Source organism: Levilactobacillus suantsaii, from assembly GCF_004115745.1.
Classification (GTDB): domain Bacteria; phylum Bacillota; class Bacilli; order Lactobacillales; family Lactobacillaceae; genus Levilactobacillus; species Levilactobacillus suantsaii.
In genome coordinates this window covers 22,948-48,962 of sequence record NZ_QXIL01000008.1, presented here as the reverse complement: position 1 = coordinate 48,962, position 26,015 = coordinate 22,948, and the positions used below count along the sequence as shown (strand labels likewise).

Sequence of the window (26,015 nt, the reverse complement as noted above, 5' to 3'; positions counted from 1 at the left end):
CAATTTAAGATAGGTCTAGCATACCACAAATTAATTGCAGCTTAATTGTTGCCTTTCGAACAGTCAGCAAGGCTTTTGTTCGAAATCTGACAATTAAACTTATTTTGATGGTGGGATTTATAAACGAAACAGGGTATGCTTTAGAGGTTAGGAAAGCCGGCATAATTCCTTTCAAATTTATAGAGAGAATAGAGGTCATGATAATGTTTGCTTGGAGTTTTTGGATTTTAGCAATTTGGTTCATTATTAATGTCATCTGGATGTGGTTCGTTCTCGACCAACAAAGCAAGCAAAAAACGTTTGCTTGGATTAATGTTGTTGCCGTTATTTGGGGCTTCTGGGCATTCTACGGTGCTACTCCGGTTAGTGGATTAAGCACTTGGTTCCAAGTCTTAATTTGGGTGAACGTCATCCTGGCATTAGTTCAGTTCTACTTTGGCTACCGTCATCTTACCAATTCGGCAAGATCGTAACAGCCACTAATCCGGTCACCCACTTAAGCGCACTTACGGTAATCTAAAGGGGTATGCCATCATCAATTTTTCAAGGGACCCTTGACCACACCGGTTTTGTCGTTCCCGATATTAATCAGGCTATTGTATTTTTTACGAAGATCTTACCCTTCAAGATGTGATTGTAATTAGAGCCTCGACCATAGTTTAACGCGTTGCTATGGCGGCTCTGATGAAGCCGTAATGGGGTGCTGAGATTGGTTTAACTGGATTTAATTGAATAGTGCTGTTGTTTCTGGCATGCTTCCGAACTTCGGGGGCATGCCTTTTTTATCATATTAGCGGCAGGCAATCACTCGAGTCTCCCTTCTAGGGGCAATCTCCATAAAAAAAAGAACCCAATTCGCAAACGAATTGGGTTCCCCTAAGCCGCTTCACCAACACCAGTTGAGCAGGCTTTTTAGCTCGCGTCCGCATCCCCTTGCACGAACACGTGCTTATCGTCCAGTACGTACTGGAACTCGACGGCGTCCAGCATCAAGCTGGCCCGGAACAAGGCCTTCAAGCCCTGGTCGTTGCCCATGACCACGAAGAACTCGCGGTCGGTGCCGCTGACCCGTTGAAACTCCTCGTATTCGCCTTTGTAGCCCTCTTTGCGAAACAGGGCGATAATCTTCATCATTTCAACTTGCGTTACTGGTTTAGTCAATTCTCAATCTCTTTTCTTCTCTTATAGTGTGCACCTGCCGTAGCGCACGATACGCTTTTCCCCACGAAAAAGCCGACCCTGCAATTGCCGGATCGGCTTTACGAGTTGGGACTACTTGCCCAACTTCGTCTTGTTCGTCATGTTTAACTTGTCATCGAAGTCGTAGACCACTGGTTCACCAGTTGCCATTTCGAGGTTCATGATGTCGTCATCAGAAATCCGTTCGATGTACTTGCTTAATGCCCGTAATGAGTTACCGTGCGCTGCAATCACCACGTTCTTGCCGTCAAGTAACTTCGGAGCGATTTGGTCTTCCCAGAAAGGCATAACCCGTTCCAAGGTAACCTTCAAGTTTTCCCCACCAGGGATGATGTTCGGGTCCAGATCAGCGTAACGCCGATCGTTAACCGCAGAACCTTCATCGTTAGCGTCCAACAGGGGTGGCAAAACGTCGTAAGAACGCCGCCAGATGTGAACTTGGTCGTCCCCATACTTTTCCGCGGTTTCCTTCTTGTTTAAGCCTTGTAATGCGCCATAGTGCCGTTCGTTCAAGCGCCACGTCTTAGCTTCTGGAATCCAAAGTTGGTCGGATTCTTCCAAAACGTAGTGTAACGTCTTGATGGCCCGCTTTAAAACTGAAGTGTAAGCGTAATCGAATTGTAAGCCGGCTTCCTTGACCTTTTGGCCAGCTGCCTTTGCTTCTTCAACACCCTTTTCACTCAAGTCAACGTCAACCCAGCCGGTGAATTGGTTTGAAAGGTTCCATTCACTTTGGCCGTGGCGAATCAGTACTAATTTTGCCATTATTTAGACCTCTTTCTTTCATAGTTTACCTTTGCTATTCTACACCATCTCCCCGTAAATTTCAGCAATATTCGGTGATTTACGCGGTGGTCTGGTTATTACACCGCAAATCTAACCGGGGTCGCAATGCTTCGGGGGCAAACGCGGTGCTTGGCTACTGGTTTCATCATCAAAAAAGAGGCGCCCAAGTCGTCAATAACCTGATTGCCTCATAAAATACGTTGCTTAAGCATGCTGTTTTTTAGCAACTGCAGGCGGATCCAGTTGAAGCGTCTCAATCAGTTGCTGGCGAAAGAGTGGCGTCCAAATGTTGCGGTAACCCAGCCGTGTCGGGTGGGCATCATCGACCATAGCGAGTGGTTGCGCCTGGTTTTCGGCCTTGACGATGGGATTTTGCCAGAGATCCAGAATCGTGAAGTGCCATTTCTGCTGCAATGCCCACAATTTATGGACTAATTGGGCATAGTCTGGATCCGGATGCCGCACACAGGTGTAAAAAATCAGCGGAACCGCCCAGTACTGGTGCACGTAAGCCGCCACCGTTTCAATGGCCCCTAGCGTGGTGGTCGTGTCAAAACCGTGCCGTTGTTGCGGCGGCGTGACGTGGCCCAAGGCTTTGTGATGGCGCCCGTCGTTGGTCGACAACTGACAAACGAACGCGTCCAGTAGCGCTGTGACCGGAATGTTGTGCCGCATCCGGGGCAAGTAACTGTCGGCTTCATCCCCGGCCAAGGTGGTTCCACTGACGGCTTCTTTGATAGCAATCACGCCGTCTTGAGCCACTAAATAATCCACGAATGAATCCTGTAGCGACCCCGCCCCGGCCGTAATGGACGACCCCAAAAAGGCGATGCGCTTGCCTGCCAGCGGTGACCTCGGGTGTAGCGGTTGGCGACTTGGGGCGTAGCGTGGTAAATTACCACCGATCAAACGACTGACCATCGACTTGCGTTGCAACCGATCACTGGCATCGGCCAATCTGATTGCCCCGCGCAATAAGTGTTGCCGAATACTCATTTCATATCACTTCCTATTTTTCAATGTAGCACAAAAGGTCCCCTGACACTACTATAAGCCTGGTCCTCCCTTAGTCTCACCTTCACCAGTAAAACCCAAAAAGAGGAAACCAAGTCGGCGATGACCTGCTTTCCTCCATAAAATTCACTTCTGGTTGCCAACCGACTGTTACGGTTGGTCGTGTTTCTCTACGTTGTTATCGGTATCATCACAATCAGTATCTTCCGGATGGTGATGGTGTCGCCCGTGCGTTTGCCGATATTGCCGCAATTTCTCCACGTCGACACCCGGGTGTAGGCCGTGGACCGGCCGCACACCTAAGATATCTAAGAAGAAGGTAAAGATGGGCACCCCGACGATCAAGCCCCAGACGCCGAAGAGCTGTTCTCCCGCCAGTAACACCACGAAGGTGTAAAAGATAGGGAGCTCTGTCCGGCTGGACATGAACTTCGGGTTCAACACGTAGGCTTCAAGGGCGTGGACCACCACGATCATCACTAAGATGTAAATGATGTAGCGATAGCCGCCCACCGAGTAACCCAAAATGGCCAATGGAAAGACCGACACGATGACCCCGGCGACCGGAATCAGGCTCAACACGAAGATCATAATGGCTAACGTCGGCAACTGTGGCATCTGCATGATGGCCAAGATAACGGTGGTAATCAGGGTGTTGCACAGCGCGATAAAGAACTGGGCTTCTAAGACCACGCCGAAGGTATTGATGAACTTTTCGGCGAAAAACTTGATGTCTTGGAAGATCCAACCATAAGTGCTGGTCAAGAACCGTTGGGAAAAGGCCGCCATCTGCTTGTCTTCGATGGTGAAGAAGAAACTCAGAATCATCGACATAAAGACGGTAAAGCCAAAGGAGCCGATGGTCGACACGTAGTTCAAGACCAACTTGGCACCGTTTTGCAACTGATTGACAATGTCCGAAGTGCTCAGGTAATTGATCACCCATCGCGCCACTTCGTTGGTGTCGTTGTCGGGATTTTGGTAGAACTTATAGAGCTGTTCGATGCCCCGCATCGACGAGGTCACGAGTTGTGGTAAATAGGTCGTAATCGCCCAATACAGCCCGCCTAAGATGACCACGTAGGTCACGATGACGATCAGCTGGGAGGGCAAGTGCACGTGACGGTGCACAAATTTCACTAACTGGAGGACCAGAAAGGTAAAGATAAACGTCAAGAGAATCGTGTTCATTTCACTGCGAACCAGCCATAAGATGAGGATAATGGCTGCCAGCACCACGAAACGGCGGAGCCGGATGTTCGCGACAAACCGTTCCCATAAATTCAAATCGCATTCCCCCACTCTTAATCAGCTTAATTATACCCTACCCGTCGCGATTGCCGAAGGAATTTCCCACACCAACACCTAAAAAAGCAGTTTGACAACGCCCCGCCATCATCGGCGGGACCTCATCAAACTGCTCACATTATCGTTATATTTTAAATGGTCAGGGGCCTTAAGATTCCAATTCCTCGAGTACGACTTGCCGTTCGTTCTTGAAGGTCAGCTGTAAGTCATCGAGACCTAAGACCCGGTGAATGATGGCCGATGACCCACCCATCAAGGACGCTTCCTTAGCCTTCTTGGTCAAGAGGAGCGGGGCCTTGCGGGAAATCGCCATCTGGTCAACGTAACCGCGAACCCCATCCATCAATTCAGGCAGGAGTTCCAAAATCGGCGCGTTCAAGACGATGGCATCTGGGGCAAAACTGCCGGAGAGGTTTGCCAAGACCTTGGCCAGGTAGTAAGTGAACTCATCCAGAATGGCGAGTAATTCGGGCTGATGGCCCAAGTAATCCCGCCGAATCCGGTTCACATCCACGTGGTCCAGATGCTGGTAAGCCATGATACGCTTCAACACGCTAGTCTCAGAAACATAGTGGTTGACCGTTTCGTGAGTCTGTTCCTGGTACCGGTCGGCTAATGGGCACCGGCCGATGACGCCCGCTTCACCCGCGTGACCCCGGTACAAATGCCCGGCCGCGACGATGCCGGCGCTAACTTGATCCCGAATGGTGACCGAAATCAAGTTCTCGTAGACGCCCTCACCGGAAAAGTCCCGTTCGAAGATGGCCGATTCGTTGGCCAAGTTTTCCAAGACCACCGGCACGTTGAACTTGTCGCCGAAGTACTTGGCTAAATCAAAGTTCTTCAACCCAGCGAGCGTGGCCCCTAAGATTTGATTGTTGTCGATCATGCCATCTAAGCCAAAGGACAACCCCAACAGCCGGGTATCACGTTCCGCCATCATCTTGCGGATATCGTCTTCAATCATATCGAGCGCCGTGGTCAAATCCACGTTGCGCGTCGAAACGCTGGTGTAGTCTTCCGACTTACCGTCTAACCGGCACGCCAACATAGTGAAGCGTTGCCGGAGGATATTGATACTGATGATGTAACCGTAGTCGACATTCAACAACGCCATGACTGGCTTCCGACCACCGTTACGGGTGCTGACCCCGTGACCAACCTCACGGATCAAGCCTTCGTGGAGCAACTCACTGTAGATATCCGAGACCGTCACCTTGTTCAAGCTCAGGTTCCGGGAAATCTGACTCCGCGAAATGGGTCCTGCATTGACAATCTGTTGCAACACTTGCTTTTCGTTCGTCGTCCGCATGATATGTTTGTTAATAATCATAATATGGTGGTGATGTTAACCCCCGATTAACCATGACGCTAAGACGCTTGCCTTAGTAGAATCGCTTAATCCCCCAAGATCATCACGACTCTGGCCACCTGGTGCCACATCACCCTTACCCCCCTTACAGTGTAATTGGTTTGTGGACCTATTACTATAGTAAACCTCACTTACCAATAACGGGTAAATAACGACTCGCCAGTTTACGACGGTTTTATCAGGTCTCAAAGTCCCCAAACCACTGGTATCCTTGACCTTTTGTGTGTCAAATCAGCCGTTCTGGGGTCGCAAAACTTTCTAACGTCTGGTTAAGTCGCCTTACAAACTACATTACCCTAGAATATATTATTAGTATTCATGAGGTTGCCCTCACATAATCGATTCACGTTACAACTTAACGGCGCTTAGTGTACCATAGGTTGCTCGCAAATTCGGGTCCTAGCGGGGCGTTGGTAAGGTCGGTTTACCCCGCCCCAACCATAATCCACAAAACGGGCCGAAGACTAGTTACGCCTTCGACCCGTCCATCGGGGGGCGGCTCGACCCTTGTCAATCGTGGCCACTCCCAGTAATTATTTCAGATATTGTTGCGTGTACTTGGTCAAGGACATGCCCTTTTTGTCAGCTTGCTGTAAGGCGACCCGGATGTCCTGATCACTCATGGCGTCTGCTTGGCCGCCCGCAGCGTTAATGGTCTTGCGCGCTAAACTGATTTGGCTAGCCGTGATGGTCTTGCCGTTCAGTTCCTTCTGCTTCTTAGTGACCGTGTACTCGTTAGACCCCTTGTAGTTCTTAGCCGCTTGAGATTCTGACGAGGTCAACGATGCCCCGGTGTTTTTGGTGCTACTACTGCTACTATTACTATTACTGTTACTGTTGCTAGTGGCCGCTGCCTTACTGCTGGACGTCGTCGTGCTGCTAGCACTAGATGACGCCGTTGTTTGGCTGGAGGCACTAGAACTGCTGCTAGCCTGGCCCGCGTTGTTGGCCTTGCGTAGGGCTAAGGCTTGGGTGTACAGGTCCTTATAGTAGACCTTCTGGAATTGCTTATTATTGAAAAGTTCATCTAACGTGTTGTTGGACGTGCCGTAGTTCAAGGCCTGGTTCTCACTTGCCGCCTGCTTCAAAAGCTTCTTGAATTGCTTGACGTTAGCCTGAATGACCTTGAGTTGTTTCAGGCGTTTCGTCGCCCGTTGGATCAGGACCTTGGCACCATTTTTGGTATCTTTAACCGTCTGATAGCGGCCTTGTGCGCGACTAAATTTACGCGCATCCAACGCATCTTCCCCGGATACAAAATGCTGCGTTTGCGTCAAATACGTCTGCGCGGTCTTATCATTCAACCGCCGCTTCATCGCATTCTGAAAATAACTTTCAGCTTGCGTGTAATCTTTATTCGTTAGGGCTGTGCGCCCATTGGTCATCGCCGCTTGGTATTCCTTCGCGGTGGCGTGGTGGTTCGAATAGGCGTAACCGCCAATTAAAAGTGCCACCACGAGTGTTGCGACGACCCATACCCATTTTTTCAAAGTGAAGACCTCCGCTGGTAAAAGTGTAATCATTATACCATGTCCATTTCACATTACTGTCATTTTTGTAAAATCGACGCAACGTTAACCGTTTTCACCTAAGACGTCCCCCTTACTCTCTTGCGGGGATAGGCGTATAATGGCGTAGTAATTCTGTTTTCCTTGTCGGAAGACAACGAAACGAGAAAGGACCCTCTAACATGCTTGAAAAAACTTTTTACAAAACGTTTCTCAGCCATACCTTTAACATCCCCGTCCGTGTGAACTATTGGGACGGCTCCAGTGATGTGTACGGGGACGGCACTCCAGAAAACACCATCACCATCCATAAGGCCATTCCGATTAAGGAAATCTCCCGCAACGCCTCGATTGCGTTGGGCGAAGCCATCATGGACGGCACGATTGAAATTGATGGCAGTATTGAGGATCTCCTCACTTCGGCTTACGAAAATGCGGATAGTTTCTTCCATAATAAGAAGTACATCAACTTCCTGCCGAAGCAGAAGCACACCGAAAAGGAAAGTAAGACCGACGTGCAGAACCACTACGATATCGGGAACAACTTCTATCGTCTCTGGCTCGACGACACCATGACTTACTCCTGTGCCTACTTTGAAACGCCGGAAGATGACTTAACCACCGCACAAGTCAACAAGGTCCACCACATCATCAAGAAGTTGAACCCGAAGCCGGGCAAGACGTTACTCGACATTGGTTGTGGTTGGGGTACGTTGATGCTGACGGCTGCCAAGGAATACGGCTTACACGTCACCGGGATTACCTTGAGTCAGGAACAATACGACTACGTGACCCAAAAGATTACCGACGAAGGCCTCCAAGACGTCGCCGAGATTCGGCTGGAAGACTACCGGGAATTGGGCGATGAACAATGGGACTACATCACGTCCGTCGGGATGTTCGAACACGTCGGCCAAGAAAACTTGGGCGAATACTTCAAGTGTGTTCAACAATACTTAGCCGATGACGGCGTGGCGTTGATTCACGGGATCACCCGGCAACAGGGTGGCGCCAACAACGGTTGGTTGAACAAATGGATCTTCCCAGGCGGCTATGTCCCGGGCTTGGTCGAAAACTTGACCCACATCGTCGAAAATGGGCTGCAAGTCGATGACATGGAACCCCTGCGGCGCCACTACCAAAAGACCGTCGAGACTTGGGACAAGAACTTCAACCAACACCGTGACGAAGTAGCCAAGATGTTTGACGAGAACTTCGTGCGCATGTGGGACTTATACCTGCAGGCTTGCGCCGCGTCCTTCAAGTCTGGTAACATTGACGTCATTCAGTATCTGATTTCTAAGGGTCCGTCCGCCCGGATGCTGCCGATGACGCGGGACTACATGTACGCCGATTCAACTAAGGTGACGAATTAAATGAATGATTAGTTGCGACCGCGGATCGTAACGACTTTTAAAGGCTCACCGGCTAACGCGTGATCAACGTTAACCGGTGAGCCTTTTTGGGTGTGGGCATTAAAAAAAACGACCCCCGCATCCCCGGGATAGTCGTTGTTGTAACGCTTTACTAAATTCAAATCACCATTGAGAGGAAAAAGACCGCAATTAAACCGGTGATCACCGAAATCGCCATCGACCGTGTCCGGTATGCAATAAAAATCACGATAACGGCCGCTAACATTTCCGGCACCTTGGTTAAAATCAACTGGTAGCTTTCACTGTCAATAAACACGTCTTTGACCACCAGCGCGGTAAAAAGTGATACTGGCACGAACTTCATCCATTCGTTAAACCATTCCGGAATCTCCCGCTTGGTAAACAACATCAAGGGTAAAAAACGCGGCACGAAGGCAACGCAAAAGCCGAGAATAATCAACCAAAAATGTTGCGTGCTGGTCCAAGTATTAACTGTACTCATAAACGTCTCCCTGCATCCTTATTTTTCATCCGTACTTTCTACCGCCGACTGCTTGGCCCCTGGGCTGCGCAGTTTCCAGAGCCAATGGCTATCTGGGAGCCGTTTACGCAGCGTAGATTCCAGCGCAAACCCAATCAACGACGCAATAATGGTCGAGATAACCAGGCCTAAGGTCGACTTGGTCAGCATCATGCAGACCGCCGCTAAGACCCCGGACAACAGACAGATCACCACCGTTAAGCGGTTCTTGATCTGCATCACGATCATGTATAAGAAGAGCGCCGTTAACGCAAAATTGACAATCCCCAGATCAATCTTCAAGGTGCTCCCAATCAAGCTCCCGATAACGTTGCTGAGCGCCCAAAAAAGCAAGGAATAGTGCTCAACCATGAGCGCTTCTTTGCCAGTCCACTTCTTATCGGTCGCGAATTTCAGGTAATTGATCGCGTAGTTTTCATCGTTTAGGGATATCGCAAATATAAATAAGAATCGATTCGGTTGACCCTTTAAGTATGGAGATAGACTCGAACTTAACAGGGCATACCGTAGTTCCAAGAAAAACAGCATCAAGACAATTGAAAGTAATGGAGAATTAATGGTCAACATCGTGGCAATTAAAAATTGTGCCCCACCAGAAAAGACTAGTATCGAAACTAATCCGGTCAATAAGGTATTAAGCCCTGCCGCGTGTAGTAAAATCCCACAAGCCAGCCCGATTGGAATGTAACTCAAGTTAAGGGGCATGGCGACCCGCAGTGTCGACCGCCATAAGGGTTCGTTGGGGTCCGGCACTTGCTTAGGGTTTGGCCTTCGTCTATTCAAGAATGTTTGCCTCCGTCGAATACTCTAAGATATGAAATGCATTATAAAACCACACGTGGATATTTTACCATGTTTCACAAGATTTTCATACCACGAGTCCGACATTATCCGCGCCCAAGCGTCACTTTTTAAGCCCCCTAGAATCCCGTTTGTGAAAATTCTTAGCGTTTTTTCACGGAAAAATAATCTTTCACCACCCCCGAATCGCCCCACGTCACGCCAAAATGGCCTCCACCCGCAACGACTGCAGATGGAGACCATTTCATGATTTAATTTTCAATTAGTCGTAACGGTTAGCTGACTTGCCAAACGGCTTACGAGTGTTGGTTCGTATGGGCATCTTCAACGGCTTGGAGCTTTTGATTATCGTCTAATTGCGAGACGCCCATCAGGTGCTTCTTTTGGAGCCACTGCATGGTTGGGTACAGGCAGATGATGCTGATGACGGCAAAGGCGCCTAAAATCAAGACGGCTTGACCAATCATACTGCCACCCCCCATGCCGCTGGTGATGGCTTGCCGGAACCCCAGAATCGAGTAGGTCATCGGTAAGAATGGGTGCACCACGTTAAAGAAGTGGTTGGTGACTTCCATCGGGAAGGTCCCACCGGAACCCCCGAGTTGGAGCATCAGCAGAACCATCGCAACAAACCGTCCCGGATTATCTAGAAGCATCGACAGGAACATGACAATGAACATCGACGCCTCCGCAAAGAAGATGGAAACCAGGATCAGTTGGCCAGGATGGTCGACTGATAAGCCCCCGAGCATCATCAGGAGTGGTTCGACTACGGCCATCGCCAAGGCTTCAAAGGCCCCAATCGACAATTTGCTCAAGAACCAGCCGGTGGCGGTCCCCCCGGCTAATGAAACTTTCCGGATTGGGAAGACGAAGTTGAAGACCAACGCCCCCACGTACAGCGCCACGGAAAGCACGTACGGCGCTAAGGCGTTCCCGTAATTCGGGACGTAACTGTAGTTCTTGTGGTTGAGTTTCGTCGGCGAAGCGAACATGTCGGCCGTCTTGCTGGTCAACGGTTGGGCGTTGACTTGGTCGGCACCATCCTGTAAGGACTTAGCCAGTTTCCCGGTTCCGTTCTTCAGTTGATTGGTGCCATCGTTCAACTTGCCACTATTATTGTTCAGCTTAGCGGACCCATTAGCTAACTGGTTCACGCCACTCGTCAGCGTTGGCACCTTGCTGTTCAATTCAGCGGTCCCACTGGCAAGTTGACTCGCCCCACTAGTCAGTTGCGGGGCAGCCTGGTTCAGCTTGTTGCCGGCACTGGTCAGTTGGCCGGTGCTGGAATTGAGCTTGTGACCCGCCGTGGTGAGTTGGCCCGTGCTGGAGTTGAGTTTATTGCCCGCACTGGTCAACTTGCCAGTATTGGCCGTCAACTTGTTCACGCCAGCAGCGGCCGTTTGTAACCCATTGTTTAAGGTCGAGGTACCCGATGCCAATTGCTTCGAGCCGGACTTCAAGGCCGAGCCATTCTTGGCTAACTTGGCCGTTCCGTTCATAATCTGGGTGACCCCGTTCGTTAGCGTTGGCACTTGCGCGTTCAATTGTGACAAGCCAGACGTTAACTGGTTTGACCCACTCAAGGCACTGGAAACACCAGCCGTGTAGGTGTCCAGGCCGGTGCTCAATTGACTCGCACCAGAAACCAAGGCCGCCACATCCTGTGTCGAATTCCCCAAACTTTGGATGGCCGAGCTTTCATCTTGGAGCGTCGATAACGCCCCCTGCATCGCGGTTAAGTCATCACTGTCAATTGAACTCATCTGCGTTAATGCCGTTTCTAATTGCCCCACATACGGTTGTAACGTGGCAAGAGCTTGCAATTTGTCAGAGACCGCACTCATTGCTTCAACTAGAGCCGTTGAATGCGTGATTAAGTCCTGAACCGCATCGCTAGCGGTCGCACTTTCTTTAGTGGTTTGAGCGCCTGAATTCTGGGTGCTGTTTTGTAACGATTTTGTCTCCGTTTGAGTTTCTGAAACGGCCGTTTCCACATCGGCCGCCGCGGAACTGATCTTTTTACTATCCCCGTCTACTTCAGCCGAACTCAACGCCGCGGCTTTTTCAGCGGCAACCGAAGCTGCTGAACTGGCGGCCGCTGCACCGTCACTGCTGCTATCGCTACTACTGCTACTGCTGCTAGACGCCGAACTTTGTTGCGCCTTAATTGTAGCAAGGTCTGTGCCCACATCTTTTGTACTGCTAGTCAGTGTCGACAAATCATCGGCACTTAGGCTGTCCAATTCTTTCAGCGCCGTCGAGATGGTTTTCACTTTCTCGGCCGACAAACTCCCTTGGGTGGCTTGTAACTCTGATAAGACGGTCTGCAGTTCCGTTAGCTTCGTTGGGTTACTCGTTAATTGCGAGAGGGTCTTTAAACCTGGTGCCAGTTCCGTTAACAGACTTTGCATCTGCGTCAACCCACCCGAGAGTTGTTGGGCCCCAGCGGTCAATTGGCTGGAATTATTATCAAGCTTTTTCAACCCGCTGCTCAATGTTGTACTGCCAGAGGACAACTTAGACACGCCACTAGCTAGTGGCTCAACTCCACTTCCGAGTTGCTTGACCCCGGTATTGAGGGTGTAGACGCCATCAACGTACTTGTAAGTCCCGGATTTTAAGGACTTAGCCCCGGTGTTCAATTGCTTGCTTCCAGATAAGAGCTTCGGCATCCCCGTTCCCAGTTGACTCACGCCACTGGTGAACTGGTTCACGCCTTTCGTGTATTGGCCCACACCGCTCGTGTATTTGTTGACGCCACTCGTGTACTGTCCGACACCGGACGTGTACTTGTTCACGCCAGCTGAATACTGTTTAACTCCGGACGTGTAAGTCCCTAGGCCGGCCTTCAACGTGGCGGCCCCGTCATTCAACTGTTGAATCCCGGTAGCCAGGGGTTTGACCGACGTCTTCATCTAGCGGCCTTGCCCATACCTTTACCGACCTTATAGATCTGGTCAAAAGTTGCTTGCGCATAAGCCTTAGTGACCTTCGCACTGATTTGGCTTTGGAGCTTGTCCGCTGCCGTATCACTCATGATCTTGGCGATATAGCTGGCCGACGCGTTGGTGTTGTAGTTAAACGTCATCTTTTTGGGATGTGCGTCTAACGCCGTCGCCGCGTGGGCCGAGAAGTTCTTCGGGATCGTGATAACCGTGTAATACTTGTTGTCTTTCAATCCCTGGGCCGCTTTTTGCTGTGACACGAACCGCCACCCCAACTGGTGGTTCTTCTTCAAATTGGTAATCGTCTGCGCCCCCACGTTCAGCTTCTTACCTTGGTACTTAACCGGTTGGTCGAGGTTGACGACCGCGACCGGTAACTTACTTGTTTGTCCATACGGATCCCAAACGGACCGCAGGAAAAAAATACAGAAGAGGAATGGAATAAAGATAACTGCTAAAACCGTTGCTAATATCAACCGGTTATGCAGAATGTAATGCCATTCGCGTTTAACCATGTTCACAAGTTCCAACTCCCTTTGCCTCATAATAAATATAAATAAGTGCATGCACCGCTAATATGCCGGTTACTGGCGCAGTCTGATGCCTGGGCTTGGTTCAAAAAACAACATGCCCTTGACAGTATTGGGCCATCAAAAAAGTAACATGCCCTTGACAATACTGGATCATCAAAAAGCAACATGCCCTTGACAAATGTTCAATTAGGCGTATTCCCGGTCCTATCCGGGGCTCACCTCCTTTGCCTAAGTGGTGCTAATAATTCAGTGGATAAACTATGTATCAGCGGCAACATAAAGAGGACCACGGGTCACAAGGGGACCCCCAGTCCTCTAAATATTGCCTCATTCAATTAAAACAGAGCGACAATCCAACGCCACATCCGGACGAAGACGTTGGCCTTCTCTACGGATGACGTGACCTTCAACGGAACCTTAACTGTCTTCGCGTTCCCCAAGAACCCGAGTTGATCACCCTTTAAGGATAGATTGGCAGTCCCGATGGTCGTATTTTTGGCGACTGGAGCTTCCAACGCCTGATTCTTAGTCAGCTTAGTCTTTAATTGCGGCTTAGCCGTGATGTTGCTAGCGACTTGGTCGTTACGAATCCATAACTTCACGCTCTTAGCCAATGCCGTTTTGGCGGTCTGCTTTTTGGCGCTTTGGGTCGCAACGGTCTTAGCGCCCTTGACCCGGGTGCCTGCAGCGTAGGTCACCGTCTTGAAGTTGTTATAAACGTACGACATCATCTTTTGGGTTTGTTGGAACCGTGATGGGTCGGTCTCGGACTTGTGTGCGGCGTGTAAAACGACCGTCACGATCCGGTTACCGCCGTTATGGGCGGTCCCCGTGAAGTTGGCGCCGGCAGCCGTCGACGTCCCGGTCTTCAAGCCATCAACGTGCAACTTGGTGTACGAGGCAGATAAGCCCTTCAACATCCAGTTCCAGTTTTCCATCTTCGTAGCGTCCTTGGTGCCCCTTTCAAACCACATCTTGGTAATCTTTGTGGTCTGTAAAACTTCTGGGTACTTGTTCAACAGGGCCACGGCCAGCTTGGCTTGGTCGGCAGCGGACCAGGCGTTTTCGGCCTTCCCCGCAACGTTATCGTAACCCAAGTCACCAACTTGCTTGTTAGTCAACCCACAGGCGTTGTAAATCTTGGCGTTGGTCATGCCCAATTTCTTGGCTTGGGCCCGCATCTGGGTGACAAAGGCGTGCGGAGAACCCGCAACGGCTGCGCCCAAGGCTTCAATGGCCCCGTTAGCCGAGTAAATCAGGGACGCTTGGTAAAGGGCCTTGACCGTGTAGCTGTGCCCCGCCCGTAACGGCACGTTAGATAAATCCGTGTCTTGGGCGACTTTGGCCACCGCCTTACTGATGGTGACCTTTTGCGACCACTTCAGCTTACCGGAATGAATGGCTTGTAATACCAGGTAAATCGACAACAATTTAGACATCGAAGCCACCGGCAAACTCTGCGAACTATTCTTGTCGTAGAGAATCTGACCGGTCTTGGCGTCGACGGCAATCCCCGCCTTAGCCTTTAAGTTAACGGTGGTGCTCGCTGAGTTAGTCGTGGCGGCTTGAGCCGTGACCGTTGGGGCAACATTAGCAGTGCCAAGGCCCCCGGTCAATAAGGTAACGGCCGCAACAACCCCGACCATGAGTTGACGTAAACGTTTCAAAGCAAAACTCTCCTGTCTTATGTAACCGCGACGCCATTAAGAACGTCCCGGTTTAATTTAATTGTCGGCACCCGCCGTTTTTAATCGCTGGGGCACCGTTAAGGGGTGTGCGTGTTGCGTTGGTAAGTGAATCACGAAGCTGGTCAGTTCGTCCGTGGACTCGACGTAAATGTACCCGCCGTGCAGTGCCACGATACTTTGAGCGATGGCCAGTCCCAAACCGGTCCCGCCGGTCTCTTTGGAGCGGGACTCCTCGACGCGGTAGAACCGTTCGAAGATCAGCGCTAGCGACTCTTTAGGAATCTTCGGCCCGTCGTTCGTCACGCGGACCTCGAGTTCGGTGTCGGAGACGTGCTTGGCTACCAGGTCAATGTGTTTCCCCCCGTCGCCGTACTTCAAAGCATTGCTGACTAAGTTATTGAAGACCCGGACCAATTTCTCAGCATCGGCCTCCATCATCAGTGGCTTGTCACCGACAGCGGCGCCAATCGTCATGCCCTTCTTTTGGGCTTCCAATTCGAAACTCGCGGCAAGTTGTTCCAACATCGCCCCTAAGTCCAACTGGTTCAGACTCAACGGCGTGTCAGTCTGCCGCACCTTGGTGTATTCAAACAAATCGTCGACTAACGATTTCATTTGTTTGGATTTCAAGAAGGCCGTATGGGTATATTTCAATAAGTCCTGGTCTGAATGGTACTGCTTGTCTTCAATCAAGCCTAAGTAGCCAATAATCGAAGTCAACGGCGTCCGGATATCGTGGCTGACGTTAGTGATCAATTCATCCTTCGACTTTTCGATAGCCCGTTCTTCGTTCATCGAGCGAATCACGGAATCGACTAAGGCGTTGACGGAATCGACCACCCGCTGGACGTCCCCACTGACCCGAAACGGAATCCGATGATCAAAATGACCGTTAGCGATATAGTGCAACTCTTCAATAATGTGATGCAGTTGCATCTGTTTGTAGCGCCGCACCAGTCGCCACCAGACGACCAAAGCGTCGCCAATCATCATCAGACCAACGAAGAGGTTCTCCCAACTCCACAACTGATAATTATAGGGACCAAACACCACGGAGCGTTTAATGATGAAGATCCCATCACGGAGACCGGGGTTACTCTCGATAGCCTGAACAATCAGGACCAGTAACGCGAGGTTCAGCATGAGCAGTAAGATCACGGTCACGACGCCTTCCATAAACAGCGCGCTTTTTTCCCTGGTCGTCAGCTTCATGCCGGTCACCTCAGTGGGCTTCAATCTTGTAACCTACGCCCCAGACCGTTTGAATAACTTTTTCGCCATTAGTGGCCTCTTCGATCTTGTCCCGCAAATGACTCACGTGGACCATGACCGTCTTGGCCGACACGATACTTTCCTGCCGCCAGACCCGTTCGAAGATTTCATCAGCCGAGAAGACCCGGTTGGGGTGACTAGCCAATAGGTATAAAATCCCAAATTCCAACGCCGTGAGCGAGACCGGTTTGCCGGCAATCGTCTTGACCTCGTGAGAATCCTTGTTGATGGTCAGTGTCCCGATGTCTAAAACATACGGGCTGTCATCGGTCACCTTGTCCTGGCTCCGCCGCAACAGCGACTTGACCCGGGCCATGACCTCTAACGGGTTGAACGGCTTGGTGACGTAATCGTCGGCCCCCGTAATCAAGCCCTGAATCTTATCCATATCGCCGGTCTTGGCCGACAGGATCAAAATCGGAATCTGGGAGTCTTTGCGGACTTCCTTGATGACCTCGATACCACTCATTTCGGGCATCATCACGTCCAAAATCATCAACGCGATATCTGGGGTGGTATGGAGCTTGGTCAACGCTTCCTTGCCGTTGTACGCAGTCAGGGGTTCGTAGCCTTCGTTTTTAATGTAAATCTCGAGTAATTGTGCAATTTCCTTATCATCATCGACAACTAAAATTTTCATTCTGGAAATTCTCCTTTGCAGCTAATTCCCGCAAGCGCAGTTGCTGCTGGTCGTTTAGACCTATTTTACCAAAAACTACACCTGATGACCGCCCACTCGCCTAAGTTTTACGGAGGCGTAAGGCCCTTTAACATTCCTTAAGTTTACACTAATTCATCGTGAACGGCCACTCTTCACGTTAACCGAAGCTTAACGCAACCACTACCATTCGCACAACCACCCTCATTAAAAAAAACGACAATCCCGTCGATTTAGGATTGTCGTGAGCCGTTAACGGCTTAAATTTCGTTGTAGTTAGGTGCTGCTTTCGTGATCTGAACATCGTGCGGGTGTGACTCCAACAATCCAGCGTTGGAAATCTTCACGAATTGCGCGTTGTCGATCAGGTTCTGGATGGTCGCACTACCCGTGTAGCCCATCCCGGAACGCAAGCCACCGACCATCTGGAAGATGATGTCGTTGACGCTGCCCTTGTAAGCCACGCGCGCTTCGATACCTTCGGGCACCAGCTTATTGGCTTCGTTGACACTGCCCTGGAAGTAACGGTCCTTGGATCCCTTTTCCATGGCGGCCAAACTGCCCATCCCCCGGTAATCCTTGTAGGCCTTGCCGTGGTCTTCGATGACTTCACCTGGTGCTTCGGCCGTGCCGGCAAACATCGAGCCAAACATCACGGCGTTACCACCCGCGGCGATAGCCTTGACGATGTCACCGGAGAACTTCATGCCCCCATCGGCGATGATTGGCTTGCCAAATTCACGGGCGACGTTCGCCGCATCGTAAACGGCGGTGATTTGCGGCACCCCGACCCCGGCAACGACCCGCGTGGTGCAGATAGAGCCTGGGCCGATACCGACTTTGACCACGTCAACGCCGGCTTCAAAGAGGGCCCGGGTACCTTCACCCGTGGCCACGTTCCCGGCAATCAACGTTGCGTCGGGTAACTCTTGGCGAATTTGAGCGACCTTGCGTAAGACCCCCGCGGAGTGTCCGTGAGCCGTGTCAATGATGATGGCGTCAGCGCCGGCATCCAGTAAGGCGTGGGCCCGTTCGGAGGTGTCGGAAGTCACCCCGACCGCCGCGGCGACCAACAAGTGATTGTTCGCATCGACCGCAGCATGCGGGTGCTGGTCATCTTTTTCGATGGCTTTGACCGCGGCCACCATTTCCGCCTGCTTGGCGGTGGTCATGTTCTTGTGAATGACCCCTAAGCCACCGTTATAAGCCATGGCGGTGGCCATCTTAGTCTCGGTGACCGTATCCATCGAGGCACTCAAAAACGGGATGTTCAACTTTAAATTTGGCGCTAATTGGACACTTAAATCAACTTCATCCGGCAAAACATGACTTTCCGCAGGAATTAACAGTACATCATCAAACGTGATTCCTTCTTTAGCAAACTTCGTGTCCCAATTAGACATAATAGTTGATCGCTCCTCTATAAATTTTGCTTCCACCCGCCGAAACCGGGTCGAAGATATTGTGTTCTAATTTACCAGCACATCCGCGTCCGGTCAAGCTTTCTCATAGAACTTTCATGGTTTATCACAAATTATTGCATCAGCTCCCTTAATTGGGGCTCCCAAGAACCAAAAAACGTGGCCGTTACCGACCACGCGAATCGCGTTTTATTTCACAACTTAATTATTTAGCGATTTTAACGGTGAAGCTGTAAGTCCGATACCCCTTCTGGGCGACGGTGACCTTAAAGGACTTGGCGTGTTTGCGCAGCAACTTCTTGGCCTGCTTCTTGGTCAACTTAATGGTGAACTTACCGTTCTTCTTGATCTTGTAAGTCTTGACCACTTGCTTTTGGCGTTGCGAATCGTGACCTTGGCACCCTTGCGGCCCTTCTTGAAGACAATCTTACGGGCATGTTTGCGGTACTTTTTAGTGGTCTTGACCCGCTTCTTAGTGGCCACTTTTTTGGTGGCTTTCTTGGTAACTTTCTTGGTGGCCTGCTTAACCTTCTTCGTTTGCTTGGTCGTGGCCGTCACCGAACTCGACGAAGCAGCGACAGCAGACGAACTCGAACGTGTTGGTGTCGTGACGACCGGACTCGTCGTGGTCGTGTGCGATGAGGCCACTGAACTCGCTGTCGTGCCACTCGCCGCGGTGGCTTGGTTGCCAGCGGCGTTCGCCGTTGTCGCTAACATGCCGCCCAGCGTCAAAACAGCCACTAATCCTAAAACATAACCTAGAACCTTTTTCATTCTTAAATCCCCCTACATTGTTAACTGGTTTTTTAATCATGAGGCTAATTCATTGGTTATCCTAAGCCACGCTGATTTTAGTGTCAAGACCACATTGTTCGAACTGTCACCTATTTGTCGATAAAACTATCCAATCAATCGTCAGAGGACGTTAGTTTCACTCTTGATTGCCGTTGACGCCACCAACGCCAGCCACCGAGGCCCAGCAATACCAGCCAAGCCAACCAACTGATGGCGCCACAAAAGTGCTGAAAACCTGTACGTCGATACAAGAAACGGATATGGCTGGTCCCCTGATGCACGGTGATGTGGACCACATCATTACTGTCCAGGCGGGGCGTCTGCTCATGGCCGTTGACGGAGACGTGTTCACCCAAGTACATGAGTTGCGGGAGTTTGATATCTCGGGTCACGGTACTGTGCAACGTGTAATCAATCCCATTGACTTGCGGCGATTCACTAAGTTGCTGTAAGGACGCCGGTTGTTTGCCGTTCAGTTGCGTGTTCATGACTGGAATCGAGTGCGTTCGCACGGCGGCCATCGAGACTTGCCCTTGTTGGGGCACGTAATCCGCATCCGATCCAACCGCACTTTTGACGGCCGCCGGATACGTCGCGGTCGTCAGTAATTTCGGGTTCGTTGGCCCAATCGCTTCCGTTAAGGCCGCGGTCGAACTGACGGTTAACCCCAGAATCAACGCCAACGTCACCGGCGCCACGATTGCCCAGCGCCGCAAAGTGGTGGCCTTGGTCAAACGGGCCACCGCTTTAGCCCCCACGAGCGCTAACGGAAAGGTCGCTAACGCTAAGAAGCGCCACGGAAATTGGATGACACCCAGTATGTTTTGGAACAAGGCCCAGGGAAAGAGCGTTGAACTCAGGTAAATGAACACGGCCCCGAGAACCAGCCAGTAACGATCTAGGGCGGTCAATTGCCGCCACATGATGATGGCGATGACGCTAGTCGCTAGAAGCAAAAACCCCATGTTGATGGACCCCGACGCCACGGCATCCCCCAAGGAATTGGCTAAGAAGGTACTTAGTTGAAGCGCGCTATCCTTCAAGTCGTACTTGGCCAAGCCCAGCGCCCCGACGTGGTGCAACTGTTGGAGCAGCGGGCCCAAAAAGCTCAGAGCTAAGGCCACGGTCAAGCCAATCGCGGCCGCCAACCGCCCCAGTCGGGGTTGCAGGTCTTGTCGTCGTAAGCCCCACAGGCCCAGCATCAAGACCACCGCAATGGCTGCCAGTACCAGTGAAGCCACGTGGGTCAACGCAATCAGTGCCATCCCAATCGCCAGCCAGTACCAACGGTGGTAATCACCCGTTACGATGCAGTAGCTGCCGTAAAAGACCAGTGGTAAAAAGGCAAAAACAATGCCTTCAGCTAACGCCCCACGCACGAAGAAGTCTAAAAAGCGGTACTGGGCAAACCCATATAGTACGGCGGCCAAACACGCCTGAGTCCGACTCCCCAATAGCCGATGAGCCACTGCTGCGGCCACCACCAGCGTGACAAGGTTGAGCAAAAATAGAAAGCAGACGTACCCGGGAATCCCGGGAATGACCAGTTGAATCCAGGCTAGCGGCAACAGCGTCACGGCCGGATAAAATAAATTGATGGGGTAGCCCCAGGCACTAAATGCCCCGGTGGTCACCGCAGGCACCTGCCACCAGTGCCCGCCCTGTTGTATGGCCGAGAGCAACCCCTGCACCCGGTTCAGATGAAAGATGAGATCATCGCCCACGTAAAGCTGCCCAAAAGCACCCCCGGGCAATACCCAAATCAAGCTCAGGATGACAAACCCCACGAGTTCTAATTGCCACCAATACCGTTCAATAAATTTCCGACTCCGTTGTCCCACTTTCAGGACCCCCTTCAATTCTTACGACCCGCAAATGCGGTTTCCGTTCCCCCCGTTAGGATTTGCGTTGAAACAACCAATAAGTCACGTTAACGTTTTCAAAGCTCTGCGTGTGTTTAGTCACGTAGCGGTAATGTTGATACAACACCCGACTCATTTTAGCCGTGCCCGGATTCAAGTTCCCGTCGCTGATCTGCCCGGGACGGTACGAGATTCCCGTCCACGCTTGCGGCGACTTGCCCTTTGGCGTGTTGAAGACCACCCATTCGGTCTTGGCCCGGCGAATCGAGCGCAATTGGTCCGCTAAAATGGTCGGGTCACTACGCGCCGGAATATTGTAATTCTGGAAGTAGTACTGGTCGGGCACCGCCCCCGACGCCGTGTAAAAGCCCATGTCGATGGATCCGTAATTTAACAGGGTCAATGGCTGGCCACTGCGCCGCATCAAGTTGCCGAACTGAATTTGTGCCGGCTCTTGGGGCACCGTGGTATGGCGGTCGGTCACGGACGCGTTGTTAGGAAACAGCCGCGAACTGGTAAAGTTATTATTGACGCCCAAGACCAAAAAGAGACTGATTAGAATCGTGACCAAGATGGGCCCCGCGTCGTCGGTCCGCACGATTGTTTGCCGGTCGAAGAAGAACCGGCAAAAATAGATGAACGGCAACACAAAGAACGGAAAGTAGACCAGTTGATAATATTGGAAAACGTTGCCGCTACTGTACCCGTACAGTGCTAAAACGTCGCTACTCAAGAAGACTACCAAGTACAACGATTTGGCAAAGCTATTCTTCAAGATGTCGGTCCGAAAGGCAATGACTAAGGTTCCCACCAGTCCCAAGACGAAGAAGACCACGTCGGATAAGAAAAACTGCGAGAGTAAGCTGGTAGATTGCAACAGGTTAGAAAAGGCCGAGACGGACGAGGTCATGTAGATCCGCATATTGAAGAGAAAGTAAACGTTAATCAAGGCCCCGAAACTGTGGGTCACCGCAAAATAGATGGCCCACGGCACCGTGGCCACCAAGAAACCCAAAAGACTCCACCCCACTAGGCGCCTCAAAAGCGGCCAATCCCGGTCGCGAATCAGCGCCACTAACATGAACAGGTAAAAGGCTATCCAGCCCCCCAGTAACGTGTACTTCGACAGAAAGATGATGCCCACGAACAACCCTTGCAAAAAGTACCACCACGACTGGACCCCTTGCCGGTCCTCGGCCAGTAACAAGACCAGATAAATCAGCGACAAAATCAACGGCACCGCAAAAAACTCCACCGTATCCCCATAATCGTAGTACGGATGGTACAAGAACAGTGCCGGCGACAAGATACCCATCAATAAGGCTTGCGGCGTGGGTAAAATCAGTCGAGCAATCCGATATGTTAGATACATCGCCGCAATCAACGTCAGAGCTTCCACCCCGTAGATCAAGATGAAACTCCGGTGGGAAACCAAATACACGAGCCCGTGTAGCAGGTACACGTAAGGCCCCTTTTGTTCAAAAATATCTTTATACAGAACTTGTCCGTGCATCATAGCCTTCCCGGTCGTGAAAAAGGCGTTATTGTCCGGCGAGTAATCAAAGTAAAACGCCGGTGACGTGTACGAGCAAAACAACATGATGAAAAAGCCTAAGATTGCAAATAAGGCGAGATACTGGGCCTCTGCACTCCCCAATTTTGCCTTGATTCTTGCCAACATCCCGCATCACTCCATTCAACCAATTTTACCATTTTCCATTTGAAGTGTTTATACCGTTATGGATAATCCCATTATGGCGAGTGGTCGAACGAGCAACAACAATTTGGCCATCAAAAAAAGGCGATTAACCAATCGCCTTACAAAGGGTAACGAGACTTAGCCCGCCACTGTATACTTTACGGTCGTGGCCGGCTGGTGCGCGACTAAGGTCGTCACGTAAAAGGCCCCGGTGGTCAGCGCATTAAACTGCCCTTTGGACAGGGGTAACGTGAATTTGCCACTATGGCTTAATTGGCAAACCTTGATGACGCACTGGTCCTGATCACGCAGGACCACGGTCATCCCTTTGGCCCCATGCTTAAAGCGTAGGTGCCGTTGTTTAGGCCGCACGGTCTTCAGTGCAAGACTGGGCTTTACCGGTCATTTAGCGGTCATGGGTGCTAACACGGTGGCTGGTGCTTTGGCCGCCCATTTGTTTTGCGGCACGATGACGATGGTTTCCATATCGGTAGCGGGTCTAGTAGTGACCTCAGAACTTTGCGTTGTCATTTTTATAATTTCCCCCAATTTGTGTACTCCTCACTCACAGCGACTGACTGGTCAACATACGCTGTATTATACGGAGCCCACCCTAGCCAAGACAAGCCAGGGCCCTTCGTTTGGCTCAAGTTGCTATAAATCCCATTGTGTAAGGGGTTACCAGCGTTGGCGGCCTGGCATTTATCCCCTACGCACCAAAAAAGCTCCCTGCCAATCAAAAACGACAGGGAGCTTGTTAGAATTTTAGTCGTGCTTTTTATTGCTCAGCGCTTAATCCGTCACCGGCTGATTAGCCAACTGGATGAACTGGGTAATTTGCTGCTCGCTGATTCCTAGCATCACTGCTGACCGTAACGGGATATTTTCCAGTAGTTTGGCGTTATCACCGGATGACGTTAAGTCTGACAAGACTTTATCCAAGCCAGACGTTGCCAGTGCCTGGTCGAGATCATCGCGCTTGAGAATATCGCTGAAGTACGTATTTTGGGTGACCGTTGGTGCGTCATTCGTGCCCCAATCCAGTTGCAAGGTCTGTTGTAACTCGATGTCGGCTACAGATTGACCGACCAAAATGTCGTAGTCACCGCTATCACTTTGCCAGCTTTGGGTTTGCGGGTTGTACCAGCTAAAGGCCCGTTGCGAGAGGTCGATGGTGACCGTTTGGCTTTCTCCCGGCTTTAAGTCGACCGTCGTAAAGCCCCGCAATTCTTTGGCTGGCTTCTCGATGTGACTAGTCCGGTTGGCAACGTAAAGTTGTGGCGTCGCCCGTCCGGCTCGCTCACCCGTGTTGCGCACGGTCAAGCTGACCGCGACGTGATGGTCCGCTTGTTCCTGGACAGTTAAATCACTGTACGCAAATTGGGTGTAGCTCAGACCATACCCGAACGGATACAGAACGGGCACCTGCTTGGAGTCGTAATACCGGTACCCCACAAAGAGCCCTTCACGGTAATTTTCATCGGTCGGACTCGCGTTGAACGTGGTGGCAGCCGGGGTATCGGCCAAGCGCAACGGGAAGGTCTCCGCCAAATGGCCACTCGGGTTCACGGCACCGCTCAACACGTCCCAGGTGGCTTCCCCGACGGCCTCACCGGCGAGGTATGTTTCGACGATACCAGCAACCTGGTCGCGCCATGGCATCGTGATAGCTGAACCGTTTTGCAAGACCACGATCACGTGCGGATTAACGGCCGCGATTTTGGCCAGCAAGGTCGTTTGGTTCGCGGGCAAATCGATGGTGGTTTTATCGAACCCTTCTGATTCATCAGCTTCCGGCACGCCCGCAAAGAAGATGACCTTGTCCGCCTTCTTCGCTACGGCCACCGCTTCAGCCGTCAACTTATCGTCTTCTTGATCATCCGTTAACGCGTAACCTTCAGCGTAATCACTGGCGTTGTCGGCTGCTTGAATCGCCTCCAAGGGCGTCGTCACGTGAAACGCGTTGACGTGCGAACTCCCGCCCGCCTGGTACCGTGGCTTGGCGGCCAACTTGCCGATTACGCCTAAGTGGTCGCTGGCTTGCACCGGCAAGACGTTCTGGTCGTTTTTGAGCAAGACGATACTTTCATCGGCCACTTTACGGGCAAACTGGTGTTGTTCCTTCAAGTCGTATCCATCCGCCGCTGACTGGTCGGCTGGGTAGTGCTGAACCATGGCCACGATGCGTTCCACGGCCCGGTCGAGTTGCGCTTCGGCTAACCGACCATCCTGAACGGCGTCTAAAATGTTTTGGGTCGATGTCTGGCCCTTTCCAGGCATCTCCAAATCTAAACCGGCCTTTAACGCCGCTTCTTGGTCCGCAACCGCGCCCCAATCGGAAAGCATGACGCCTTTGAAGTTCCATTCATTGCGCAAAATATCCGTCAATAAGCGCTTATTTTGTGAGTTCAACCGGTGATTGATGGCGTTGTAGGAGCACATCAACGACGCCGGTTGGGCCTTTTTCACGATGCGTTCAAAGGTACTCAAGTAGATTTCCCGTAACGTCCGCTCATCGACATTCGATGAAGCCGTAAACCGTTGATTTTCCCGGTTGTTGGCGGCAAAGTGCTTCACACTCACCCCAACGCCTTGGGACTGGACCCCTTGCACGTAAGCCGCGCCAAGTTCACCGGCCACTAGCGGATCTTCGGAAAAGTATTCGAAGTTCCGTCCGGCTAACGGGCTCCGTTTGATATTCACCCCGGGGCCTAACAAGACCGAGACCTGGTTGGCTTTGGCCGCCTGCCCCAAATGTTGTCCCAATTCTTGCAGCAAGTCGCGGTTGAATGAACTCGCGCTCAGGGCTAACGCGGGAAAATTGATGGCCTGCACACTGTCGTTCAATCCCAGGGCATCGGCACCCTCAGCCTGCTTCCGGAGCCCCGAGGGACCATCCGTCATCATGATTTTGGGGAGGTTGGCATGTTTCACCGCTTCCGTGTACCAAAAGTCCTTACCACTGACTAACGCCGCTTTTTCAGCAAGCGTTAACTGAGCGACTAACGTTACCGGATCTGTATTTGCCATTTATATCAAACTCCTTAATTATTAATGGGCACACTCTTAGCCTTGGTGATCCCACCATTAACCATTTTCTAGTCGCGACAGAACACATCGGTCTGACCAGCAGCTAGTATGGCCCTGCGGAATCATCCAGTAGCCAGTATAATACACTATCTGGAAATCGTTGCCATATTTGTATTCGAAGGCTTCTTCGCCTTACTCCCCCG

The 26,015-nt window shown here is 51.2% G+C and carries 22 protein-coding genes; 2 read left to right on the top strand and 20 right to left on the bottom strand.

What is annotated here, in order from left to right:
- The first annotated feature begins 203 nt into the window (after positions 1-203).
- Positions 204-473 (top strand): hypothetical protein, encoded by a 270-nt coding sequence (locus DXH47_RS05825; protein ID WP_129032425.1) that lies wholly within the window; start codon positions 204-206, stop codon positions 471-473.
- A 439-nt stretch (positions 474-912) separates the two neighbouring features.
- On the opposite strand, the gene DXH47_RS05820 is transcribed toward DXH47_RS05825, so the two are convergent.
- The 6 genes from DXH47_RS05820 to DXH47_RS05795 form a co-directional block, all read right to left on the bottom strand.
- On the bottom strand, positions 913-1,161 hold the full coding sequence (locus DXH47_RS05820) for a hypothetical protein (protein ID WP_225423508.1): 249 nt from the start codon (positions 1,159-1,161) through the stop codon (positions 913-915).
- Between the two features lie 111 nt (positions 1,162-1,272).
- Positions 1,273-1,965 carry a 2,3-diphosphoglycerate-dependent phosphoglycerate mutase gene (locus tag DXH47_RS05815; protein ID WP_129032424.1) on the bottom strand — a complete coding sequence of 231 codons (693 nt, stop codon included), beginning with the start codon at positions 1,963-1,965 and terminating at the stop codon, positions 1,273-1,275.
- Between the two features lie 225 nt (positions 1,966-2,190).
- Positions 2,191-2,982 (bottom strand): SGNH/GDSL hydrolase family protein, encoded by a 792-nt coding sequence (locus tag DXH47_RS05810; RefSeq protein ID WP_129032423.1) that lies wholly within the window; start codon positions 2,980-2,982, stop codon positions 2,191-2,193.
- A gap of 168 nt (positions 2,983-3,150) precedes the next feature.
- Positions 3,151-4,287, bottom strand: a complete 1,137-nt coding sequence (locus DXH47_RS05805) for an AI-2E family transporter (protein WP_129032422.1) — start codon at positions 4,285-4,287, stop codon at positions 3,151-3,153.
- Positions 4,288-4,456: 169 nt separating this feature from the next.
- On the bottom strand, positions 4,457-5,641 hold the full coding sequence (locus DXH47_RS05800; RefSeq protein WP_129032421.1) for an ROK family protein: 1,185 nt from the start codon (positions 5,639-5,641) through the stop codon (positions 4,457-4,459).
- Between the two features lie 572 nt (positions 5,642-6,213).
- Positions 6,214-7,170, bottom strand: a complete 957-nt coding sequence (locus DXH47_RS05795) for a hypothetical protein (RefSeq protein WP_129032420.1) — start codon at positions 7,168-7,170, stop codon at positions 6,214-6,216.
- Between the two features lie 200 nt (positions 7,171-7,370).
- Between DXH47_RS05795 and DXH47_RS05790 the strand changes: the two genes are divergently transcribed.
- Positions 7,371-8,564: an SAM-dependent methyltransferase gene (locus DXH47_RS05790; RefSeq protein WP_129032419.1), complete on the top strand. Its 1,194-nt coding sequence runs from the start codon at positions 7,371-7,373 to the stop codon at positions 8,562-8,564.
- 157 nt (positions 8,565-8,721) lie between these two features.
- On the opposite strand, the gene DXH47_RS05785 is transcribed toward DXH47_RS05790, so the two are convergent.
- The 14 genes from DXH47_RS05785 to DXH47_RS05725 all read right to left on the bottom strand — a co-directional run bounded on the left by DXH47_RS05785 (position 8,722) and on the right by DXH47_RS05725 (position 25,812).
- Positions 8,722-9,066 carry an AzlD domain-containing protein gene (locus DXH47_RS05785; RefSeq protein WP_129032418.1) on the bottom strand — a complete coding sequence of 115 codons (345 nt, stop codon included), beginning with the start codon at positions 9,064-9,066 and terminating at the stop codon, positions 8,722-8,724.
- Between the two features lie 18 nt (positions 9,067-9,084).
- Positions 9,085-9,888 carry an AzlC family ABC transporter permease gene (locus tag DXH47_RS05780; RefSeq protein WP_129032417.1) on the bottom strand — a complete coding sequence of 268 codons (804 nt, stop codon included), beginning with the start codon at positions 9,886-9,888 and terminating at the stop codon, positions 9,085-9,087.
- 314 nt (positions 9,889-10,202) lie between these two features.
- Positions 10,203-12,824, bottom strand: coding sequence for a YhgE/Pip family protein (locus DXH47_RS05775; RefSeq protein WP_129032416.1), 2,622 nt, complete (start codon positions 12,822-12,824; stop codon positions 10,203-10,205).
- Positions 12,821-13,369: a YhgE/Pip domain-containing protein gene (locus tag DXH47_RS05770; protein WP_129032460.1), complete on the bottom strand. Its 549-nt coding sequence runs from the start codon at positions 13,367-13,369 to the stop codon at positions 12,821-12,823. The genes DXH47_RS05775 and DXH47_RS05770 overlap by 4 nt, the downstream gene beginning before the upstream one ends.
- Positions 13,370-13,722: 353 nt before the next feature.
- Positions 13,723-15,054, bottom strand: a complete 1,332-nt coding sequence (locus DXH47_RS05765) for a D-alanyl-D-alanine carboxypeptidase family protein (protein ID WP_129032415.1) — start codon at positions 15,052-15,054, stop codon at positions 13,723-13,725.
- Between the two features lie 57 nt (positions 15,055-15,111).
- A complete protein-coding gene (locus DXH47_RS05760) occupies positions 15,112-16,287 on the bottom strand; it encodes a sensor histidine kinase (protein ID WP_129032414.1) in 1,176 nt (391 codons plus the stop codon).
- Between the two features lie 10 nt (positions 16,288-16,297).
- Positions 16,298-16,987 (bottom strand): response regulator transcription factor, encoded by a 690-nt coding sequence (locus DXH47_RS05755; protein ID WP_129032413.1) that lies wholly within the window; start codon positions 16,985-16,987, stop codon positions 16,298-16,300.
- Positions 16,988-17,265: 278 nt separating this feature from the next.
- A complete protein-coding gene (guaB, locus tag DXH47_RS05750) occupies positions 17,266-18,408 on the bottom strand; it encodes an IMP dehydrogenase (RefSeq protein ID WP_129032412.1) in 1,143 nt (380 codons plus the stop codon).
- 333 nt (positions 18,409-18,741) lie between these two features.
- On the bottom strand, positions 18,742-19,200 hold the full coding sequence (locus DXH47_RS05745) for a hypothetical protein (protein WP_129032411.1): 459 nt from the start codon (positions 19,198-19,200) through the stop codon (positions 18,742-18,744).
- 134 nt (positions 19,201-19,334) lie between these two features.
- Positions 19,335-21,062: a glycosyltransferase family protein gene (locus DXH47_RS05740; protein ID WP_129032410.1), complete on the bottom strand. Its 1,728-nt coding sequence runs from the start codon at positions 21,060-21,062 to the stop codon at positions 19,335-19,337.
- A gap of 55 nt (positions 21,063-21,117) precedes the next feature.
- On the bottom strand, positions 21,118-22,764 hold the full coding sequence (locus DXH47_RS05735) for a glycosyltransferase family 39 protein (RefSeq protein ID WP_129032409.1): 1,647 nt from the start codon (positions 22,762-22,764) through the stop codon (positions 21,118-21,120).
- Positions 22,765-22,920: 156 nt separating this feature from the next.
- Positions 22,921-23,106, bottom strand: coding sequence for a hypothetical protein (locus tag DXH47_RS05730; protein WP_129032408.1), 186 nt, complete (start codon positions 23,104-23,106; stop codon positions 22,921-22,923).
- Positions 23,107-23,184: 78 nt separating this feature from the next.
- Positions 23,185-23,313, bottom strand: a complete 129-nt coding sequence (locus DXH47_RS11975; protein ID WP_263853901.1) for a hypothetical protein — start codon at positions 23,311-23,313, stop codon at positions 23,185-23,187.
- A 261-nt stretch (positions 23,314-23,574) separates the two neighbouring features.
- Positions 23,575-25,812: a beta-glucosidase family protein gene (locus tag DXH47_RS05725; protein ID WP_129032407.1), complete on the bottom strand. Its 2,238-nt coding sequence runs from the start codon at positions 25,810-25,812 to the stop codon at positions 23,575-23,577.
- Between the last annotated feature and the right edge of the window lie 203 nt (positions 25,813-26,015).

Coding starts and splice junctions, on each gene's coding strand:
- DXH47_RS05825 (WP_129032425.1), top strand. CDS start 204: ATGTTTGCTTGGAGTTTTTGGATTTTAGCAATTTGGTTCATTATTAAT.
- DXH47_RS05815 (WP_129032424.1), bottom strand. CDS start 1,965: ATGGCAAAATTAGTACTGATTCGCCACGGCCAAAGTGAATGGAACCTT.
- DXH47_RS05810 (WP_129032423.1), bottom strand. CDS start 2,982: ATGAGTATTCGGCAACACTTATTGCGCGGGGCAATCAGATTGGCCGAT.
- DXH47_RS05800 (WP_129032421.1), bottom strand. CDS start 5,641: ATGATTATTAACAAACATATCATGCGGACGACGAACGAAAAGCAAGTG.
- DXH47_RS05790 (WP_129032419.1), top strand. CDS start 7,371: ATGCTTGAAAAAACTTTTTACAAAACGTTTCTCAGCCATACCTTTAAC.
- DXH47_RS05785 (WP_129032418.1), bottom strand. CDS start 9,066: ATGAGTACAGTTAATACTTGGACCAGCACGCAACATTTTTGGTTGATT.
- DXH47_RS05775 (WP_129032416.1), bottom strand. CDS start 12,824: ATGAAGACGTCGGTCAAACCCCTGGCTACCGGGATTCAACAGTTGAAT.
- DXH47_RS05770 (WP_129032460.1), bottom strand. CDS start 13,369: ATGGTTAAACGCGAATGGCATTACATTCTGCATAACCGGTTGATATTA.
- DXH47_RS05760 (WP_129032414.1), bottom strand. CDS start 16,287: ATGAAGCTGACGACCAGGGAAAAAAGCGCGCTGTTTATGGAAGGCGTC.
- DXH47_RS05755 (WP_129032413.1), bottom strand. CDS start 16,987: ATGAAAATTTTAGTTGTCGATGATGATAAGGAAATTGCACAATTACTC.
- guaB (WP_129032412.1), bottom strand. CDS start 18,408: ATGTCTAATTGGGACACGAAGTTTGCTAAAGAAGGAATCACGTTTGAT.
- DXH47_RS05745 (WP_129032411.1), bottom strand. CDS start 19,200: ATGAAAAAGGTTCTAGGTTATGTTTTAGGATTAGTGGCTGTTTTGACG.
- DXH47_RS05735 (WP_129032409.1), bottom strand. CDS start 22,764: ATGTTGGCAAGAATCAAGGCAAAATTGGGGAGTGCAGAGGCCCAGTAT.
- DXH47_RS05730 (WP_129032408.1), bottom strand. CDS start 23,106: ATGACCGTGGTCCTGCGTGATCAGGACCAGTGCGTCATCAAGGTTTGC.
- DXH47_RS11975 (WP_263853901.1), bottom strand. CDS start 23,313: ATGACAACGCAAAGTTCTGAGGTCACTACTAGACCCGCTACCGATATG.
- DXH47_RS05725 (WP_129032407.1), bottom strand. CDS start 25,812: ATGGCAAATACAGATCCGGTAACGTTAGTCGCTCAGTTAACGCTTGCT.